The following is a 16,600-nucleotide window of genomic DNA, read 5'->3' on the forward strand; positions in this document are numbered from 1 at the left end:
GAGGCGACCATGTCGATCACCCTCACGACGGATGATTCCGTCTCCACGCCTGCAGCCCCGACCTTCGCTGAAGCCACCAGGGTATGGGCCAGGATCGGCCTTCTCAGCTTTGGCGGGCCGGCCGGACAGATCGCCCTGATGCACAAGGAACTGGTCGAGGAGCGCCGCTGGATCGGCGAGCAGCGTTTCCTGCACGCCCTCAACTATTGCATGCTGCTGCCAGGACCCGAGGCGCAGCAGCTCGCCACCTATATCGGCTGGCTGATGCATCGAACCGTCGGCGGCCTCGTCGCCGGCATCCTGTTCGTCCTGCCGGGCGCCTTCGTCATGCTGGGCCTCAGCATCCTCTATGTGCTGTACCGCGAGGTGCCGCTGATCGACGCCGTGTTCTTCGGCGTCAAGGCGGCGGTCCTCGCGGTCGTCGTCGAGGCGGTGCTGCGGATCGGCCGGAGGGCGCTCAAGAACCGCGCGATGATCGCGATTGCCGTTGCGGCGTTCATCGGCATCTTCGTCTTCAGGATTCCGTTTCCGCTGATCATCCTGATCGCAGGGCTTGTGGGCTGGATCGGCAGTCGGCAAGCGCCGCAGCTCTTCGCCGCCGGAGGGCATGGTTCCAAGGGAGCCGTTCTTGAGTTCAAGGGCGTCGTCGATCTCATGTTCGAGCGCGGCGAACTCACCCATGCCGAACCCTCCTGGGGGCGGGCCTTTCGGGTGACCGCCATCTGGCTGCCGATCTGGCTCGGGCCGGTCCTGCTGCTCTGGCTCCTGACCGGCACCTCCAGCGTCTGGACCCAGCTCGGCGCCTTCTTCAGCTCGATGGCGGTCGTCACCTTTGGCGGCGCCTATGCTGTCCTCGCCTATGTGGCGCAGGCCGCCGTCGACACCTTCGGCTGGCTCGCGCCGGGCGAGATGGTCGATGGGCTCGGCCTCGCCGAAACGACGCCGGGGCCGCTGATCATGGTGCTCCAGTTCGTCGGCTTCCTCGCCGCCTATCGGACGCCCGGCGTTCTCGATCCGCTACTGGCCGGCTGTCTCGGTGCTCTCCTGACCACCTGGGTCACGTTCGCACCGTGCTTTTTCTGGATCTTTCTTGGGGCGCCCTACATCGAGGCTCTGCGCGGCAACAAGGCGATCTCATCGGCGCTCTCAGCGATCACCGCCGCAGTCGTCGGCGTGGTCATGAACCTTGCTTTGTGGTTCGCGCTACACGTCGTGTTTCGGGAGGTGCGGACGTTCGAGATTCTCGGCGTCGGTCCGGACCTGCCGGTGCTCACATCGATCGACTGGCGGGCCGCAGTTCTCGCTGTCGCTGCGATGATTGCCATGTTGCGCTTCAAAGTCGGAATGATCCCGACGCTCGGCCTTTGCGCGGTGGCCGGTGTTTTTGTCAGCTATTTACCTGTGTGACACGAGGGAAGGCCCACTGGCGGACGAATTTGGGCACGTGATGTCCGCGCTAGGGCCGCCTCCATATGTTTACGCAGGAATTATCTGGATAATCGGGCGGTTCGCCTTCGTTCGAGCGCGGCAATCGGCGGTGATTGGGTAGCTATCTCGCAGAATAGCGCGCCATAACGTGGAATCGACGGGGTTCGCGGGCTACGAACGATGAAGATGGGCACTATGTCTGCGCAATAGCCACCTAAACCTCGCTATTACCCTCTCACCCGGAGAGTGCCCTTGCTTGGCGATAAGCAGAGTGCCGAGTGGTCACTGGCCTACAGAGAACCGCGCGGCTACAGATGAGGAAATACGCCGACTTCCAGCAGGTCACGCGCAGCCGGACGGTCGGCATGGCGTTTTCGGCGTCAGCGGATATCGAGGCTCTTGCGTTGTCCTTGCTTGCGCCGCTGTTCCCGGTCGCAAAGGGCATACGATTGATCGGCGTCACAGTCTCATCACTGGATGGGTTGCCTCGTCAGGCCGAGAGGTAGATTCAGCTCCCGCTCTTATAGGCCACGCCGGAAAAGCATGCCAAGATGTCCGAAGAATGCAGCATCGTTCGGACGCCCCTTGCTTATGTCCGAAATTTGCATCATATTTCGGACATGCTCGATCAACCAACCGCCGACCTCCGCCCTCGCCTTCTGGCCCGCGTCGACGCGAAGCCGAGCGAGGTCTGGACGCCAGGCGATTTCGCCGACCTCGGCAATCGCGCAGCTGTCGACAAGACGCTACAGCGCCTCGCTGCGGCCGGCGAACTGCGCCGGATCGACCGTGGGCTCTATGATCGGCCGCGAAAGAGCAACCTCACCGGCAAGCCGATGGTCCCCGACTATCGTGCCGTGATCCGAGCCGTGACGCGGCGGGACCAGGCCCGCGTCGTGGTCGACGGCATGACTGCGGCGAACGATCTCGGCCTCACCACAGCCGTCCCCGCACGCATCGAGGTCCTGATCGACGCGCGCCTGAAGCCGATCACGCTCGGCAAGCAAGTCATCCATTTCAAGTCGGCTGCGCCCAGCCGCCTGTATTGGGCGGGGCGGCCGGGTATGCGCGTCGTCCAGGCGCTTCATTGGATGCAGGACATGATGACGGAGGAGGAGGATCGACGGGTCGTCGAGAACCGCCTGCGCAAGCTGTTCGCCGACCCACAGCATGGCAAGGAGCTTCGCGACGATCTTCGCGCGGGTCTCTCAGCCATGCCGATCTGGATGCAGGATTTTCTACGGCCCTTGCTCGATACTGCCGACGCTGCGCCGGAGGATCGCTCGTGAGCAGCGCAGCCTTTCGCGAGGTCATCTCCGCTGCGCCCGGCGAGAAGCTCGACCTTTTCTTGACGACGGCGAACCGGCTCGGCGCACCGATCGGAAACATCGAGAAGGATTTTTGGGTCTGCTGGACCCTCAACGCCCTCTATCACGAACGGCCCGCCGGAGGTCCGCGCCTCCTGTTCAAGGGCGGGACGTCGTTGTCGAAGGCTTTCGGGCTGATCGAGCGATTTTCCGAAGACATCGATGTGACGGTCTTTCGCGACGATCTCGCCGAGCCCGCCTCCGTCGACGAGCTCGAAGCGCTATCGAACAAGAAGCGGCGGGCTCGACTGGACGCGATCCGAGACGCCTGTCGTGGCTATATTACCGGACCGCTGCACGGGTTCCTGACCAAGCACCTTGCCGAGGCAACGGACGGACGCGGCCGCGTCGAAATCGATGAGGCTGACCCCGAGGGGCAGACGCTTTTGGTCTGGTATCCCGAGGTCGAGCCGCGCGACGAGGCCTATGTGCGGCCGGCGGTGCGGATCGAGTCTGGAGCGAAGTCGGCCCTCGACCCGAACCATCCGAAGGAAATCCGCCCCTACATTGCCCAGGATGTGGCGGGCCTCGAGCTGGCGGTCCCGAACGTCACGACGATCAATGCCGAGCGCACGTTTTGGGACAAGGTCGTGATCGCGCACGGCCTGCGGCGCTGGTTTGAGCGCCGCGGCGAGCTGCGCCAGGCAGGCCAGCGCGTCTCGCGACACTTCTACGACCTCCATTGCCTTTTCGCCTCCGAGGTCGGCCGGTCGGCAATAGCCGATGCCGCCTTGGGAGCCGACTGCGTTCGGCACGCCCTCATGTTCTTCAACCGGCCCGACTACGATCTGGCGTCGGCCGCAACCGGGTCGTTCGCGATCGCGCCGTCCGCGGCCATGATTGACGCGCTCGCGCGAGACTATGCGAACATGACACCGATGATCTTCGGGGACGCCCCTCTCTTCGCGGACATTCTGACGTCGATGAAAGAGATCGAGCAGATGGCGAACGATCGAGGCCGATAAATGGTCGGTCGCAAATCGGAAGGCCCGCTCGGCGAGACACGGAAAAATCGGACGGAGCCAGAAGGCTAGGACCATCGCATGGCTGACATCCTGGAAAATGCACCGGTGAGACTGCCCGACCGTGCCTCGGTTGGAGCGGCCCTGGCGCGCCTTCCGGCCGGCGCCGACGAAGCCGCGCTCGCAGCAGCGCTGACCGAGGCGTTTCCTGGGTTCGCCTTCTTGGCGGCGATTGACGACGACCAGTACTGGCGGGTCGAGCGCTCGGTGCTTGCCGCCGACGGAACCCGGATCGCCGAGTACCGACCGTGGATGGAAGCAGAACTCGCCAAGGACAAGGGCAACGTCGGGGCTCTCTGGTCTCGGTTACAGCAGACCGAACTTCAGATCTCGGAATGGCACGGCAACAGCGTGTACGCCTTCGCGCCGACCGGATCGGGCGCGGCCGACTACGTGCAGATTTCGGTCGGCCGCGAGGTGGAGTGGCGTGCTGGGCCGATCGTCAATCCATCATCTCGCCCCTGGAGCGAGCTGGAGCTGCTTGATCCGTCATGGATCGACCATGACGCCAGGTCCGACGACAAGGTGATCGCGGGCCCGCTCTACCGTTTGAGCAAGCGTACCGGCAGCAGTGTCGTGCATGTCCGGACATTCCTCGCGCGGTGCGCGCGCCTCGAGCGCGAGAAGCGTGAGGCGCGCCGCCCTGAGATGGAACAGCGCGTCTGGATCGGCACCGACGGCACGCAGAGGCCCTTCCTGGAATTGCAGCCCAATTGGTTCGATGTGGTGCCGCGCGAGGTGCGCTTCTTTCAGGACTGGGAGGAATCGAGCGCGCGCAGCGCGCGCGTCTTCGAGCATTGGGCACTCGACATCACCGACTATGAGCACAACGGCCAGCGAGAGATCGGGTTCATCACCCGTCCGCTGCATCTGCCGAAGGAGAGCCTGGAGGCCGGCGATGCCTCAGTGCATATGCTGATGGATCGCACAGAGGCGATCGATCGCGAGGTCGGCCTTGCCTTCGGCTGGTACTTTCTCATGACGCACGGCAACCGAGTCGATCCCGATGTTGGCGACGCGATCGCGCAGGGCCTGCGTGACGCGCGTGTGCGCCTGCCAGACCATGATGCCAAGGTGCTGTTGCGGTGGGCTGACCAGCGCTACGGATTCTGACCGACGATGAATTGGCGGCTTCGCCCCGGCCATAAATACAGATCCATTTTGAAATCTTACTCGCTCGCGCCGTCGTCAAAATCGTCGGCCTCTCCGCCGGCGATCGGAATATCTCCAGCCAGCAGCTTCTCTTTGCTGAGCAGGCCGGCATCCTCGAGCGCCTCCATGTCCGGCAGGTCGCGGAGCGTGTCGAAGCCAAAATGCGACAGGAACCCCGGGGTCGTCACGTAGGTATAGGGCGCACCCGGCGTCGGGCTGCGCGGCCCGGCAGCGATGAAGCCGAGCGACCGCAGATGGCCGATGGTGTCGCGGCTGACCTCCTTGCTGAAGAACTGGCCAAGCTCGCCGCGGGTGATCGGCTGGAAATACGCGATGCACATCAGGATCAGCGCATCCGATTGCGACAGCGGCTTCGTCTCGGTTCCAAGCCCTGTCGCCGTGCGGATCGCATCGGCGAAGCTCTTGCGGGTGCGGTGCTGCCAGCCGCCGGCGACCGCGACCAGCTCGTAGGGCCGGCCGCGCAGCTCGCCGCGGATATCGTCGATGATGAGGTCGAGATTGCAGTCCCGCCCGACGACCCGCGCCAGCACCTCACGCCCGACCGGCTCGGGCGAGGCGAAGATCACCGCCTCGACCCGGCCCATCCATTCGCGCCAGCGAAGCTCCGGCGGCAGATCGGCGAGCTCGGTGTCAAGCTCCTGCTTGGCTCGCGCGCGCCGGGCCATGGTCAGAGCCCGTAGAGCCGGAAGGTCGGCCGGCCGGTGAGCTCACGCACGCCGCCGAGCGCGACCAGGCGCTCGAACAGCCGCCGGCTCGAGCGGTCGCTCGCGGCCTTGCCGGTCCTGGCCGCCTGCGCGTCCTCGCTGATGAGGATCGCCACCATCATGTCGGCGTCCTTGCCGCGCAGCTGCGGCGCGGCGGCGAGGAGCTTCTCGGCGCGGCGGGCGAGATCGGCGTGCAGGTCGGCCGCGGCCGCCGAGCCCCGGGCATAGGCCAGGTTGCAGGCGGCAAGCCAGCCGCTGTCGCCGGCGACATGCGCGGCGGCGTGACGGAAATCGGCGCGCTTCAGATGGGCGGCGAGCAAAGGCACCGGCGCCGGCCATTTGAGGCGATGCGCCAGGACCGCATCGGCGAGCCAGAGCGCCAGCGGCCGGCTGTCGGGCCGAAACCGCAGGCTGGTCGCCGCCACTCCCGCCGCGGCGCGCACCGCACTCCCCGGCCCTTTGAGCTGGTCGGTGGCGAAGGCAATGACGTCCTGCAGCGCGTCGTCGTAGCGGTGGGCCAGCAGCGCCGCGAGCTTGAGCTCCCAGTCGCCGGCGGCCATCGCCGACCGCTCGCTCAAGGCGCGCCAGGCCTTGAGGAGCTGCCCGGCGGGCCCTGGGTCGTCGCCCTCGCGGCGCAGATACCAGTGGTCGCGCAGCATCCCCTCGTCCTCGGTGCGGCCGTTCTGCTGCGCCAGCGCGGCGGCGCAGCCAAGCGCCAGGCGCTGGCGCCAGAGGGTGCCGAGCGGGTGCTCGTGGCGGGCGATCGGATGCAGCGCCGCCAGCGCCGCCCCGGCGAGAAACTCCGTATCTTCAACGGCTTCGCCGGTCGCGGGCTGGCGCGCCCAGCCGGGAAAGGCCGGAAAGGTCGGAGGGGGCTCGGGGATGAGTCGCGCGCGCGAGGCCATGCCGGATCGTATCCGATGGCGGCGCTTTCTGCCAGAGATTTGGCCGCTAACCGCCGCACCTGTCGCGACTCCAGAACGAACGATAATGTTGCATTATCATTCGTTTCTGTCTTTATATAGAAGCATGCATGAAACGAGCCCTCCGAGCCCCGAAAACGACGCCCAGGAGCACGCGCCGCCCTCCCCTGCAGCGCCGCCACCCGTCGTCATTTCCGCGCCGCAGCCGTCGGCCGACCTGCCCGCCCATCTCGAACGCCTCGCCGATCGCGCCCGCGACTATGCCGAAGCAGCGAGCTCGGCCAACACCCGCCGCGCCTATGCCGCCGACTGGAAGCATTTTTCCGCCTGGTGCCGGCGCCAGGCGTTGTCTCCCCTGCCCCCGGACCCGCAGGTGGTCGGGCTCTACATCACCGCCTGCGCCTCCGGTGCGGCAACCGCCGATCGCCAGCCGAACGCCGTCGGCACGATCGAGCGGCGTTTGTCGGCCCTCTCCTGGAACTATGCCCAGCGCGGCACGCCGCTCGACCGCGCCGACCGCCATATCGCCACCGTGCTCGCGGGGATCCGCAACACCCATGGCCGGCCGCCGGTGCAGAAGGAAGCCGTGCTGCCGGAGGACGTCATCGCCATGCTGGAGACGCTCGAGCGTGGCACGCTGCGCGGCCTACGCGACCGCGCCATGCTGCTGCTCGGCTTCGCCGGCGGGTTGCGGCGGTCCGAGATCGTCGCGCTCGATGCCGGCCGCGATCAAACCGAGGACGGCCGCGGCTGGGTCGAGATCCTCGACAAGGGGATGCTGGTGACGCTACGCGGCAAGAACGGCTGGCGCGAGGTCGAGATCGGCCGCGGCTCCTCGGACTCGACCTGCCCGGTCGTCGCCTTGCAAACCTGGCTCAAGCTGGCGAAAATTCCCCATGGACCGCTATTCCGGCGGGTCACCGGCCAGGGCAAGGACGTCGGCCCGGATCGGCTCACCGACCAGCAGGTGGCGCGGCTGGTCAAGCGCACCGCGCTCGCCGCCGGCGTGCGGCCGGATCTGAGCGAGGGCGAACGAGAGAGTAAGTTCGCTGGGCATTCGCTGCGCGCCGGCCTCGCCTCCTCGGCCGAGGTCGACGAGCGCTACGTGCAGAAGCAGCTCGGCCATGCCTCGGCCGAGATGACCCGGCGCTACCAGCGCCGGCGCGACCGCTTCCGCGTTAACCTCACCAAGGCGGCAGGATTGTAGCGTCGGCCGAAGCATGCTCCGACCTTGCCGGTGCGTGCCCAGCGAGCCACTTCACGGACTTGCCCGCTGATTTTTCGGGAATTGGAAGGCACCTCTGATAAGGTGACGGTCCAAGGCGTCTTGAGGCAAGTTAAGCATGGCTCGACCTGGCAACAATCCGAAGCGACGGATAGCGCGCGAAGGCTTCCTGACAGACGAACGGAAAGCCGAGCTTGCGGTCAATGCGCGATACGGTGGCAGCGGCCATCATAAGAGGAACCCAGCGGACTACGGCCTAGAGAGAACCAATCCGCGGCCGACAAAGTCGCTTTGTGACGCTCTTAAGGTGATCCGGTTGGAGCAAGCCAGCGAGCTAATGCGTCGAGGCATTTCTCGAGGAGCAGTCAGCGAACTCGCCTACAATGGTTTTCCAAAATTCATCTGGTGCGTCGACGAAGATGGCGAGGTTTATGAGGCAAAACTGACCCATCTACGTTAGGGGTATATCACGGCTACCGTCTTGAAGAAGAGGACGATCTGCGCGACTACGTAAGAGATATTTGGAAGCAACGATGCCTGTCAGTTGGTCAATAGCTGCCGAATGGGAGCAACTCGATGCCGGGTCGCCGGAGGAGCGTGCATGCTTTTCTGCGCTTGGCATCAAGGCGCATGATCTTTGGCTGACAGAAGGCAACGACGTCCTAGCCAATAGGCTGCGTCAAGCGCCCCTACTCTCTGCCTACCACCTCGCCGAGTGGCTCGCCTGGAATTGGTGGCGTTTGCGTTGGGAGCCACGCTCAAATTCCAAGGATTGGGCTTACGCCCATCGTCTGACGACAATTGGATCGGGGTATATCTGGCCAAATTTGACGATTTTCTCCGATGGCGAACGAACCGCATTGATTTCGAAACCCACGACGGAACGCCCCCAAACGCCTTTCCGCTACATCACCGATCACGCGGTCATCCTGCCCGCCAGCGAGTTCGAGGCTGGCATTGACCTGTTCCTCAGTCAGGTGTTGGAGCGCCTTAGCTGGGCCGGCATCGAAGACAGCAATCTCCAGACAGTTTGGTCGGGCGTAATTGCAGAGCGTAAAACACCAGCTTTCGTACGCACTCGCAAATTGGAGGCTCTGCTGGGTCAGGATCCTGACTCCCAGGAGCAACTTGTCGATCAATTGGTTCGCGACATCGAGGATCTTGGGTTGTCTGGTGTTGAGGAGCTGGCAGCGGAACACGGCCAAAGCGGCAAGCTTTTGACCGGGGACGACCTTCGTGAAGCAGCTCAGAGGAGCGGTTTCGATGCCTCGCCACGCGATGTCATTCGGCTACCAGCTACTGAAGTGCCGAAGCGCAGCGGTCTGACCCCCGCTTACAGAGCAGGAGCCACGGCGGCCCGTGCCCTTCGTGAACACCACCGGCTCGGTGAGGGTCCGCTTACGGATGTCCAGTTAGCTGAGATGGCGGGCGTTGTTCGCGCAATCATACCGGACGTTCGAGGCGGGGCATCTATCTCTTTCGCGCTCGACGAAAAGCCCACTCAGGGCCGGGTTGTTCTTCGATCCAAATGGCGGACTGGGCGCCGCTTTGAACTTGCACGGCTTCTGGGCGATCGTCTTGCCAGACCGCCGAGCGGAGCTCTTCTGCCCGCGACTCGCGCTTACACCTACCGACAGAAAGTTCAACGGTCCTTCGCCGCAGAATTGCTCAGCCCGTTCGAGGTTGTCGATGCGATGCTCGGCGACGATTATTCTATGGAAAATCAACAGGACGTTGCCGAACACTTCGAAGTCTCGCCCCTGACGATTCGTACATTGCTCGTGAATCACGGCCGCCTGGCTCGCGAGGGGCTTGAGACCGAATTTGAGACCGCCGCAGCCTAATGGGCTTCCATAAGGCGAGCCGTCCGATTGTGCGGGCACGAGACGAACGTTGTTCTCGACCGAATGGAACGACCCGATGGTTACCGAGCGTCGCCGGACGACTACACGGCTATTCCCGCGGTTCGACATGGGTCATGCTCGCTTCTTGTCGCGCTTTCTGCTGCCGATCAGCGCCATCAGCATCGGGCCAAGAGAGAACCCTCCGGCTTCCGCCTTTTTCGTCAAATCGCGGATATAGCCGCCGGCGCTATTGATCGCGGCACCGCGCTGCAGGATCGCCGCAACCACCACAGCAGCCTGAACCTCTCCCATGACGGTCCGCGCCTCCTCCCAGGCGCTCGGACTGATCCCCAGCATGGGCCGGACCACGGCAACGGTCGCCAGGAAGTCCCGCCAGTTCGAAATCCCGGACTTGGAGTAGTCGCAAACATCGGGACAAGCGTCGAGAACCATCCCCAAGGGGTAGGACCCTTCCGGCATCCGCGGCGTTTGGGGTTCTGGCGCTGCCTTCGCCCCCCTCTCTTCTCGGAGAGCAGGTTCAAGTTCAATTAGGGAGTCTGGATTTGAATTATGTATGTGGCGCTCAAATGTGGATTCATTGGTGCTCGTTTTTTCTGTTTTTGCATGAGCCTCCAGCAACATAAGGATCTCATCAGCCAGCATGGTGAGCTCCTCGGCAACTGGCTCGAGCTCAGCGAGTGTGGCGCTTCGCGGAATCCGAGCCATGATCGCGCGAAACAGCCCGTGGATCTCCGCCCAGTCCGCCGGACCCTGCCCTGCCCGCTTCGTCGGCACGCCCTCCTCGAGGCCTGTCGCGATCATTTTCGCGATGTCACGCCGGCAGATGGTGATGCGTTCGCGCACGAGCTTCATCTCACGCTCGGCCGCCAGGATCGCCTCGGCAATCTGCGCAAACTCTTCGGCCCGCGCCACGAGCGGCCCGAGGTCGAAGCCAAAGGCCATCGCGACCTCGCCGTCGCGGCCCTTGCGGGCGTATCGCTTCCCGTTCGGGCTGTCGCGGCGAATGATGAGCCCAGCGTCGACGAGGACGGCCAGGTGCTTGCGCAGCGTTGATGCCGGCATGCCATGCGCCCGCCGTGCCAGCTGATCGTTCGAGGGAAAGACGATCAGGTCTTCCCCCGTCAGCATGGTCTCCGGGTGAAACGTCAGTAGCGCGTTGAGCACCGACAGCGCGCGCTCGGACACGCCGAATGTGACCCTCGCAATGCAGAGCGTCTGATAGACGTGCCATTTGTGAACCGCCTTTTCGAGCGGCCGTGCTTTTGCGATCGCCTGATTTGCCACATGGGCAAGCGTCAGCGTTCGCCGCCCGAAGGGCGTCGTCGATAGGTGTGGTTCCATGTCTCTGCCTCTATGAGGGCAAAGGAAATCTGCTCACCGAAACGGCGCTCAATCTCTCACGAGACTCTTGACTGTGATTCGCGGAAGTGTGATTCTCGTAATCGCCAAAGAACGAGAAGGGCTTCCGGAACTCCGTTTCGGGGGCCTTTTTCTTTTGCCGCGTTGCTCCTAGCTGGTTGCGGTGAGCTTCGTACGGTCGGTCAGTCCTCCTTTTTCTCGTTGCTGTAGGTCTCGAAAAGGCGATCCATCTGCGTCAGCAGGAAATCGCCAAACCCGGGAGCATTGCGTTTGTCGATCGACAGAACGAATGCCCGGTCGGTCGATGAGACGCGTGCGACGCGCACGCCGGCGGGTGTGGACCAGTATTGTCCATGCGCCTTCTTGGCGACGGCGCGAGCTGCCGGCTCCTCCGGCACGGGGGGATTCGAGATCAGTCCAAAGACAAGATCAAATCGTTCATCGGATGAAGCCGCCTGCACATCGGCCGACGCGAGAAAATCGGTCACTTGCTCGATGTCGACACCCGCCTCGAAAGCAGTGGCCAGATCAACCCATCGGTCCCGGCCAGTCGTCGGCGCCGATCCGATAGCCTCAATGATCGCAAGCGGGATCTTCTTTACCACCGAGATCATTCGCGAGACGACCGTCTTGTCGACGGTCAAAGCGCTCATGATTGTCTCGCGATCGTAGCCCCCTTCCTCCAACCGCCAGGCGAACAGAGCGCGCTCTATGAATGAGAGGTTCGCTCGCGCGCTGTTTTCCTGTCCCTGGGCGAGGACGAGATCGCGATCCGAGAGCTTCTTGACAACGGCTCGGACCTGGCGTCCGAGCACCTTGCAGGCTCGCCAACGCCGTCGCCCGAACGCGAGTTGATAGCGCCCGCTCTCCTTTGGATGGGGCCGGACGAGCACGGGGGAATCCTGACCGCGCGCTTCGATTGCCGCGACCAGCGTACGGAAGTCCGCGTCATCGTCGTGCGACAAACGGTCGGCGATAAAGGGCGGGTCGATGATGTCCGGGTCGACATCGATTACCGTCTCGCCGGCAGTGAGGCGGGCTTCGAGGTCTCTGGCTGCGTCTGCTCGCGCGGCCAACTCGTCAATAGAGCGCGTGACGGCACCGAGAGCGCCTCGGGTTGCGAACGCCGGAGGCGACACTCTTTGCGGCACCGCGGGAGCATCGTCGGAGTTGACTGCCGTCAACTTTTTCTCAGGTGAGGCGGAGAACAGTCCCTTGCGTGCCATTACCCCCTCCCCCAGGCCTTGTGGATCAGCCCCTCGATCTCTCCATTGACCGCGTCGAGAGACTCGATCGCCCGATCGTATGTGCTCGGCGTGAACTCCTTTCGTTCGACCTCATAGAGCGTTTGCTTCGTAAGGCCGGCATCGGAGATCGCGACGCTCTTCAGCATCGGATTGGTCAGGACGTGACGTCCGAACCGTGTGCGAATGAAGGTGACCATCTCGGTCTGCGGTTGGTCCGACGCCTCGTAGCGCGTGATGAGGTAACGCACCCAATCGTACTGCATCTTGCCGCCGGCTTTCTTCAGATGCGCCATGACGTCTCCGAGCATCTGCAGGAACTGAGACATGGACATCACGTCGAGCATCTGCGGATGCACGGTGACGAGCAGGGCGGTCGCTGAACACAGGGCGATCATGGTCAGATAGCCGAGCTGCGGCGGGCAATCGAGAATGACGACGTCGTACCGGTCTGCTACCGGGCCGAGTGCCTCGTCCAGTCGCGCGAAGAATTGGCGGCCCATGCTGCCGCTTTCCTTCGTCGCCAATACGAGCGGAGTGTCATACTCGAAGTCCATCAGCTCGATGTTGCCAGGCACGATATCGAGCCCGGCAAAGTTCGTCCTCCGGATGACATCCGAGAGAGGGCGCCGCTCGTCATCATATCGAATTGCGCCGTAGAGCGTCTCATTGCGGCCGACATCAAACTCGGGCTGAAGGCCATGAAGCGCCGTCAGGCTCGCTTGAGGGTCTAGATCGATGGCCAGAACGCGATGACCGGCCAGCGCAAGATGTTGAGCTAAATGGGCGGCCGTCGTGGTCTTTCCACTTCCTCCCTTGAAGTTGGCAACCGCGATGATCTGGAGATGCTCGGGGCCCTGGCGATGCGGAACATAGCGCTTCCTGGCTCTGGCATTGTCGTCGAGGTACTGGCGAAGCTCTAGGATTTGCTCAGCGCTGTACGAGCGGCGGCCGGATGGCGTCACCGACGGAGCCGGCCCCTTGCCTTCGAGCGACAGGTTTCGGAGATAGCCCGGCTTCACCCCAAGGAATCGGGCTACCTCACTTAACTGAAACGACCGCAGCGACTTCTCCGCCACGGGCGGGAAATGCTCAAGCCAATGCGCTTGCAGCTTTGCTGATAGATCGCGACCATGCTCCATGATGAGCGAGTCGACGTCATCAACTGCATCGGTGGCGCGTGAAGTGTCGGCCATTCGTTTTTCCCGCACATGCGCTTTCAACGCCACTTCTGACGTAGAACCGCATTTAGAGCCGATTCTAACGGTGCGGCAAGGCTTTTTGGGTTAATGAAAGGTTAACGACGCGAGGCGTCGGCAAACGCTCTGGCCATCCAGAGTCAATTCTCTCGTGGACATCGCCTTTGGCGCTCTTCGCTTGGCCGTTCGGCGCTTCCCCGGCGACGCCCCGCCAGAGCGGATCGGTGACGGCTTGATCGGATTTGCGAGGCGCCGACCCCGCTGTTGGGCGGGGCCGGCGGCTTCGGGTCAGCTGGCGGGGTTCCAGATGATGACCTTCTTGGCGGGATCCTCGCCCGGCGCCGGCGCCACGTTGCCGTAGATGGTGCCGAACTCGGGGGCCGAGAGCGAGACCGAGATGTACTCCTCGCCGGTGGTCTTCGAGATCCGGTTCCAGCCGGCGCCCAGCTCGAAGCCGTTCTTGCGCGAGATCACGCGGTAGTCAGGCTCGTTGTCCTTCGCCTTGCGGGTGTTCGGCACCAGCGCGATCGGGGCGGTGACGTTGAGGGTGGCGAGCGTGCCTTCGAGGTTGCCGTCCGCCTTCTGGGTGAGGGTTGCGATCGTGGCCATGTGAAGTCTCCTTGAGGTTGCTCGGGGACCATCCCCGATGACGCCCAAAGGAAGGGGCCGGACGCCGTCGTCACCGCAGCGCAGGGGAACCCCCGGTCGGGGTCCCCGCGATGCCCGCATCGTGGGGTGGCCAGCGGGGTTGACGGCACTAGGCGGCCGAGACCCGGACACAGGCGGCAAAGAGGAGGGGATGGGCTTCGAAGCCACCGACCACAGGAGCCCCTGCCACCAGGCCATGCCCCGCCCTCGCCCCCACCAGGCAGGACCCGCACCGCAGCGCCCGCCCCCCGTCCCGGCCACTGCCAGTCGCGACGCCGGCGCTCACACCCGCTGGCGGACATCCGGCATACGCACAACGATCCCGCCGACGGCGCCGCGCCAGCGCCCGCTTGAACCGCAGATCGCCACCTCGGCGAGAGCCTTCACGTCGAACCGGTGGCCCGGTCTCGGCCGCATCCCCGACAACGCGCAAGGCGACGAGGCATGCCCGACTTCACAATCGCAATCCCGGCACGTCCATAGCCGGCACCGGACCAGCCAGCGCGCGCGGTGACGGACTAGCCTCATCGGGGCGCATCTTTGCAAATGCGCCTTCCAGGAAGGCCAACCAAGGAAGGCGCCCGGAGGCATGGCAGGAACGGAGTTTGATTGCCGCTCGCTTGGTCTGAACCGTACAAGGCCGGTCCGTCCGAGTTGACTGCCGTCAACTTTTTGACCGCGAGCGCTCCGATCTCCTCGCGGCCAATCCGGAGGATGCTGCGGGACGGCGGAGTTGACGGCTGTCAACTCAAAGACTGAGCGCCGACCCCGCTGTTGGGCGGGGCCGGCGGCTTCGGGTCAGCTGGCGGGGTTCCAGATGATGACCTTCTTGGCGGGATCCTCGCCCGGCGCCGGCGCCACGTTGCCGTAGATGGTGCCGAACTCGGGGGCCGAGAGCGAGACCGAGATGTACTCCTCGCCGGTGGTCTTCGAGATCCGGTTCCAGCCGGCGCCCAGCTCGAAGCCGTTCTTGCGCGAGATCACGCGGTAGTCAGGCTCGTTGTCCTTCGCCTTGCGGGTGTTCGGCACCAGCGCGATCGGGGCGGTGACGTTGAGGGTGGCGAGCGTGCCTTCGAGGTTGCCGTCCGCCTTCTGGGTGAGGGTTGCGATCGTGGCCATGTGAAGTCTCCTTGAGGTTGCTCGGGGACCATCCCCGATGACGCCCAAAGGAAGGGGCCGGACGCCGTCGTCACCGCAGCGCAGGGGAACCCCCGGTCGGGGTCCCCGCGATGCCCGCATCGTGGGGTGGCCAGCGGGGTTGACGGCACTAGGCGGCCGAGACCCGGACACAGGCGGCAAAGAGGAGGGGATGGGCTTCGAAGCCACCGACCACAGGAGCCCCTGCCACCAGGCCATGCCCCGCCCTCGCCCCCACCAGGCAGGACCCGCACCGCCGCACTCGCTCCCCGTCCCGGCCACCGCCAGTCGGGACACCGACGTTCACGCCCGCTCGCGGACATCCGGCATACGCAGGTCGATCACGCCGACGGCGCCGCGCCGGCGCCCGCCGGAACCACGGACCGCCACCAATGGCAGGAACCCTCACGTCGATCCCCAGCCACGGTCCAGGGCGCATCCCCGACAACTCGCAAGGCGACGAGTCATTCCCATCTTGGGCAACATCGGCCCGCCAGAACCGCTGCCGGGCACCATCGGCAAGCGGGGCCGGCGCTCAGCAACCGCCGTGAGCGAAGAGGCCGACGCGCTCCGCGGTCGGCACAGAAGCCTTCCGGCAAGTCCGTAACACCCCTAGTCGATGCGATCTATGCGCACCTGTCCGGCCCGGAAGAGGGGAGACACCGCGCTCGCAAGTTTCATCATGAAGGAACGACTGAAACGTCCGAGTGCGGGCTCGCCCGCATCGAGATAGAAGGACCGCTCGGCGATATCATAATTGTACTCGCTGACGCTGATCCAGGCCCGCTTGAGATCGCTGAGCCCGCCGCGCCGGCATTCGATTTCGGGAACCTCGATCGCGACCTGCTCGGAGCCCGGTTGGCGGCTTGAAATCGCCAGGAGCGCAAGATGGGTCAGACCGTCAGATCCGCGCACTGCGAGGATAACGCAGACGGGTCGATCCTTTCGACCTTCCGTCTCGCCGCGTTCCTGCTGCCACTTCCAGAGGTACGGATACTGGACGATCGTGCCGGGACGCAGGTCACCGGTCATCGTCGTAGCCTTCGCCCGTCGCCAGACGGTCGACCTCAGCCGAGAACAACGAGGCGACGTCGTCCGGCGTTTCACCGGCGGCGTATGCGCGGCGGGGGTCGCCTTCGCCCCTGATCTTCTGGTAGTGCTCGTAGCTCATCATGACGAAGCGGGGCTTGCGATGCCGCGTGATGACGATCGGCGACTTCGTCGCCGCATCGGTGACTTCGCCGACCTGCTTGTTGAGGTCATTGGTGGTGAAGGCGCGCATGTGAATGCTCCCCGAAAATATCCA

The 16,600-nt window shown here is 64.3% G+C and carries 16 protein-coding genes; 7 read left to right on the top strand and 9 right to left on the bottom strand.

Features of this window, described 5'->3' with window-relative positions; all coding sequences use genetic code 11:
- The first annotated feature begins 9 nt into the window (after positions 1-9).
- The 5 genes from chrA to V5F78_RS24770 all read left to right on the top strand — a co-directional run bounded on the left by chrA (position 10) and on the right by V5F78_RS24770 (position 4,930).
- Complete coding sequence (chrA, locus tag V5F78_RS24750; protein WP_394072539.1) at positions 10-1,407, top strand: chromate efflux transporter; 1,398 nt, start codon at positions 10-12, stop codon at positions 1,405-1,407.
- A gap of 386 nt (positions 1,408-1,793) precedes the next feature.
- Positions 1,794-1,934, top strand: a complete 141-nt coding sequence (locus tag V5F78_RS24755; protein WP_509276865.1) for a DinB/UmuC family translesion DNA polymerase — start codon at positions 1,794-1,796, stop codon at positions 1,932-1,934.
- A gap of 114 nt (positions 1,935-2,048) precedes the next feature.
- Entirely contained in the window at positions 2,049-2,717 is a 669-nt protein-coding gene (locus V5F78_RS24760; protein ID WP_298307038.1) for a DUF6088 family protein, read from the top strand.
- A complete protein-coding gene (locus V5F78_RS24765) occupies positions 2,714-3,760 on the top strand; it encodes a nucleotidyl transferase AbiEii/AbiGii toxin family protein (RefSeq protein WP_298307036.1) in 1,047 nt (348 codons plus the stop codon). The genes V5F78_RS24760 and V5F78_RS24765 overlap by 4 nt, the downstream gene beginning before the upstream one ends.
- A 78-nt stretch (positions 3,761-3,838) precedes the next feature.
- Positions 3,839-4,930: a hypothetical protein gene (locus V5F78_RS24770; protein ID WP_394072542.1), complete on the top strand. Its 1,092-nt coding sequence runs from the start codon at positions 3,839-3,841 to the stop codon at positions 4,928-4,930.
- A 56-nt stretch (positions 4,931-4,986) separates the two neighbouring features.
- Here the strand turns inward: V5F78_RS24770 and scpB are convergent, their stop codons facing one another.
- Together scpB and V5F78_RS24780 are read right to left on the bottom strand one after the other, a co-directional pair.
- Positions 4,987-5,655 carry an SMC-Scp complex subunit ScpB gene (gene scpB, locus V5F78_RS24775; RefSeq protein WP_394072544.1) on the bottom strand — a complete coding sequence of 223 codons (669 nt, stop codon included), beginning with the start codon at positions 5,653-5,655 and terminating at the stop codon, positions 4,987-4,989.
- Between the two features lie 2 nt (positions 5,656-5,657).
- Positions 5,658-6,599 carry a DUF1403 family protein gene (locus V5F78_RS24780; RefSeq protein ID WP_394072546.1) on the bottom strand — a complete coding sequence of 314 codons (942 nt, stop codon included), beginning with the start codon at positions 6,597-6,599 and terminating at the stop codon, positions 5,658-5,660.
- A 124-nt stretch (positions 6,600-6,723) separates the two neighbouring features.
- Between V5F78_RS24780 and V5F78_RS24785 the strand changes: the two genes are divergently transcribed.
- The gene (locus tag V5F78_RS24785; RefSeq protein ID WP_394016338.1) at positions 6,724-7,824 is read left to right on the top strand and encodes a site-specific integrase; all 1,101 of its coding nucleotides are present in this window, start codon (positions 6,724-6,726) and stop codon (positions 7,822-7,824) included.
- A 551-nt stretch (positions 7,825-8,375) separates the two neighbouring features.
- Complete coding sequence (locus tag V5F78_RS24790; protein ID WP_394016337.1) at positions 8,376-9,686, top strand: hypothetical protein; 1,311 nt, start codon at positions 8,376-8,378, stop codon at positions 9,684-9,686.
- A gap of 132 nt (positions 9,687-9,818) precedes the next feature.
- Here V5F78_RS24790 and repC read toward each other — a convergent pair whose 3' ends face one another.
- The 7 genes from repC to V5F78_RS24825 all read right to left on the bottom strand — a co-directional run bounded on the left by repC (position 9,819) and on the right by V5F78_RS24825 (position 16,576).
- On the bottom strand, positions 9,819-11,048 hold the full coding sequence (repC, locus tag V5F78_RS24795; protein ID WP_394016336.1) for a plasmid replication protein RepC: 1,230 nt from the start codon (positions 11,046-11,048) through the stop codon (positions 9,819-9,821).
- A 200-nt stretch (positions 11,049-11,248) separates the two neighbouring features.
- Positions 11,249-12,292 carry a plasmid partitioning protein RepB gene (repB, locus tag V5F78_RS24800; protein ID WP_394016335.1) on the bottom strand — a complete coding sequence of 348 codons (1,044 nt, stop codon included), beginning with the start codon at positions 12,290-12,292 and terminating at the stop codon, positions 11,249-11,251.
- Positions 12,292-13,506 (bottom strand): plasmid partitioning protein RepA, encoded by a 1,215-nt coding sequence (repA, locus tag V5F78_RS24805; protein WP_394016334.1) that lies wholly within the window; start codon positions 13,504-13,506, stop codon positions 12,292-12,294. Before repA ends, repB begins: the two co-directional genes overlap by 1 nt.
- A gap of 291 nt (positions 13,507-13,797) precedes the next feature.
- Positions 13,798-14,118, bottom strand: coding sequence for a DUF736 domain-containing protein (locus V5F78_RS24810; protein ID WP_394016449.1), 321 nt, complete (start codon positions 14,116-14,118; stop codon positions 13,798-13,800).
- Positions 14,119-14,955: 837 nt separating this feature from the next.
- Positions 14,956-15,276 (bottom strand): DUF736 domain-containing protein, encoded by a 321-nt coding sequence (locus V5F78_RS24815; protein ID WP_394016449.1) that lies wholly within the window; start codon positions 15,274-15,276, stop codon positions 14,956-14,958.
- 630 nt (positions 15,277-15,906) lie between these two features.
- On the bottom strand, positions 15,907-16,326 hold the full coding sequence (locus V5F78_RS24820) for a hypothetical protein (protein ID WP_394015648.1): 420 nt from the start codon (positions 16,324-16,326) through the stop codon (positions 15,907-15,909).
- On the bottom strand, positions 16,316-16,576 hold the full coding sequence (locus tag V5F78_RS24825) for a type II toxin-antitoxin system Phd/YefM family antitoxin (RefSeq protein ID WP_394015647.1): 261 nt from the start codon (positions 16,574-16,576) through the stop codon (positions 16,316-16,318). Before V5F78_RS24825 ends, V5F78_RS24820 begins: the two co-directional genes overlap by 11 nt.
- Positions 16,577-16,600: the final 24 nt, after the last annotated feature.

The organism is Roseixanthobacter glucoisosaccharinicivorans (assembly GCF_043195095.2).
Taxonomy (GTDB): domain Bacteria; phylum Pseudomonadota; class Alphaproteobacteria; order Rhizobiales; family Xanthobacteraceae; genus NCEH01.